The sequence below is a fragment of the Syntrophorhabdaceae bacterium genome (assembly GCA_028713955.1).
GTDB lineage: Bacteria > Desulfobacterota > Syntrophorhabdia > Syntrophorhabdales > Syntrophorhabdaceae > UBA5609.
Genome location: JAQTNJ010000035.1, coordinates 1 through 2,167, shown reverse-complemented (window position 1 = coordinate 2,167; position 2,167 = coordinate 1). Strand labels below are relative to the sequence as shown.

Below are 2,167 nucleotides of genomic sequence, written 5' to 3'. Positions count from 1 at the left end.
ATGGACAAAGACCGGGTAATTGTTTTCGGTTCGGAGTATGTGGGGAGCGGTGACGAGACCCTCGGGTTTGCCATACTCATGACACTCCTGGAGACCCTCGCGACAAGGGAAGACAGACCGAAGGCGCTGATCTTCTGGAATACGGCGGTGAAACTCCTCGTCGAAGGTTCGCCTGTGGTTCCCCGACTGAAGACGCTTGAAGAGAAGGGCGTCCAAATCCTCGCCGGGAAGTTATGCCTCCAGGACCTCTGCATCACCGATATTGTTGCAGTCGGCAAAGCAGCATCCATGGACGAGATCCTCGACCTCATCCTCCACAACGAAGTGATAAATCTGTAATAAAGGGGATCGGTGAATAATTGTTGTCTGTAATAGGATTACGGGTTATCATGCGGGGAATGAAAAAGGTTTTACATAATTCCAACCCTGCGCCTGTATGGGTAGCCATCGCAATCCTCTGCCTCTTCCTTGTATCATGCGCGAGCCTTAAAAACTGGCAGGCCGAAGGGGAGTTCGACCAGGGAACAGCGCTCTTTAATCAGGGAAAATATCAGGAAGCAATTCAATATTTCCAGAAGGCAACGGATACTGATCCTGGTTATTACCAGGCATATCTTTATCTCGGCAGGTGTTATCTTAACCTCAGACAATATATGAATGCGGTCCAGCCCTTGAGAACTGCCTACCGTCTCGCCCCTGATGAATTCAAAAAAGATGTCTTTGATGTCCTCCTTGATGCCCTCTTTGGGGCGGCAATTTCAGCGGTGAACCAAGGCGATGCTGACGAGGCGATCAGCTATTTTAAAGAAGTGCTGACGCTTGACCCGCAATTCGACAAAGCAAAGGATGAGCTTGTCCGATTATATATTACCGGCGCGGGGAATCTTCTGAAAAAGGGAAATATCGATGATGCGGTCAGGACATACTCTGAGGTATTGAAGATCGCTCCTGACAATGTAACCGCTTATCTCGGACTTATAACCGCCTTTATTAAAAGCGGTGATATCTCAAGGGCCATAGAGGCCGCGGAAAAGGCAAATATCATGGATCCGGACAGCAAAGAGATCCTTCGCATCCTGAAGGAGCTGATAGGAAAGTAATTCGGCGCATGGTGCATGCGTGCTGTACCCGCAACCGGGTACCCAAACATTACACGATATAGGAACAACGCCTCTTTTGCCGGAGCTATTTAATCCCGGATACGTCCCAGCCTTCCTGCCTTAAATGACCTTCTTCATATCTAATGACTCATAAATATGTTTTGTTTGTTTTATATCAACCTTATATTCTTCGCCCATTCGCAGGATAGTGCCGCCAAATAAATCTCTTTCATCCTTCTTTCCGGTTATTTCATAATCACGTTGAAATGAGGTCTTCGTCTCGTATGGGAATTTCCTCCCTTTTTCATAGGATTCTTCCACAATGCTTTTTGGAAGAGCCACGGATTGTGCTTTAGCCAGATTATATATCTCTGCCATTATTGATCGTACCTCATTCGATAAGTCCTGGTTCTCCAGTATCTCACCCAGCGTCTTATTATAATTCGCTGTTACCAACCCGTATGCAGCGATAAATATGTATTTGCTCCAGATCTCTGCATATGGATCATGGGTATAATTGTATTCGATCCCGCTTTCTTCCAATATTCTGAAGAACCGGTCCCCGATACCTTTCTTCTCGGGGTCATCTCCAAAATGGATCTTGCACGCCCCGCCCCGCTGGGTTACTTTTCCAGGCCTTTCAATATGAGTTCCGACATAAACACAGGAAGGCAGCACTGTCGCCTCGTTGAGTTTTGTCTTTATTCTCTGATAAATATCTACTCCATTAAGAAGCGGTAAAATGATTGTTTCCTGGTTAACCTTATTTTTTAACGAGTCTGTTACCTCTGACAGATCATACCCTTTCACGCATACAAGTACTGCATCCAGGATCGGTAGAGAACCTATATCATCCGTAATTACCCAGGGTTTACAGATATATTCACCCTTATCGGTATCGAGTAAGAGGCCGTTCCTGGCAATTTCCTGAAAGTGTTTTCCGCGGGCAACAAAGAAGATCTTGTTTTCAGTGCTGTGTTCGTTTGCCCTGGCCATTTTCCCCCCGAAATAACCACCCACTCCCCCTACCCCGATGACAGCAATATTCAATTGATTACCTCCATTAT

General features: G+C 46.3%; 3 protein-coding genes. 2 read left to right on the top strand and 1 reads right to left on the bottom strand.

Annotated features, from left to right (window positions below; translation table 11 throughout):
• Positions 1–339, top strand: a 339-nt coding sequence (locus PHU49_05060; protein MDD5243367.1) for a hypothetical protein, incomplete at its 5' end; no start/stop codon positions are given.
• Positions 340–398: 59 nt separating this feature from the next.
• Complete coding sequence (locus PHU49_05055) at positions 399–1,100, top strand: tetratricopeptide repeat protein (GenBank protein ID MDD5243366.1); 702 nt, start codon at positions 399–401, stop codon at positions 1,098–1,100.
• A gap of 120 nt (positions 1,101–1,220) precedes the next feature.
• On the opposite strand, the gene PHU49_05050 is transcribed toward PHU49_05055, so the two are convergent.
• The coding region (locus tag PHU49_05050; GenBank protein ID MDD5243365.1) for a 2-dehydropantoate 2-reductase at positions 1,221–2,167 on the bottom strand (947 nt) is incomplete at its 5' end.